At 72.6% G+C, this 530-nt stretch carries 1 protein-coding gene; it reads left to right on the plus strand.

What is annotated here, in order from left to right:
* Nucleotides 1-9 precede the first annotated feature (9 nt).
* On the plus strand, nucleotides 10-530 hold a 521-nt coding region (locus AC1DQC_RS20225), incomplete at its 3' end, for a lysylphosphatidylglycerol synthase domain-containing protein (RefSeq protein ID WP_477053010.1).

A 530-nucleotide genomic window follows, 5' to 3' on the forward strand; every position in this document is an offset into this window, starting at 1 on the left:
GCGATGGCGGTGACTCTGCCCGCCGGCCAGGTCTTCTCCACGGCCTTCACCTACCGGGAGACCCGGCGCTGGGGCGCGAGCCCTGTGGTCGCGTCGTGGCAACTGGCGATCTCCGGCGTGATCGCGGCGGCCGGCCTGGCACTGCTCGGCGTCGGCGGCGCCATGCTGGTCGGAGGATCGGTCAGCCCGTTCACCCTCACCTTCTCGGTGGCGGGGCTGATCGCGTTGATCTACGCGGTCCGCTACGTCAGCGCACACCCGAACTCCATCGAGGCCGCTGCCCGCTGGGTGCTGGTCCGCGTCAACGCCATGCGCCACAAGCCGTCCGACACCGGGATGCACGCGGTCCGGGAGACGCTCGACCAGCTCGAGTCGGTGCGACTCGGCCGCAAGGACGGGGCACTGGCCCTCGGCTGGTCGGCCGTGCACCGGCTCGGCGACGTCGCGTGCCTGGCCTTCGCCTGCTACGCGATCGGCGCGGACCCGCTCCCGGCGGGACTGCTGATCGCGTTCGCGGCGGGCAAGGCGGT

The organism is Cellulomonas sp. P4_H12, from assembly GCF_056400905.1.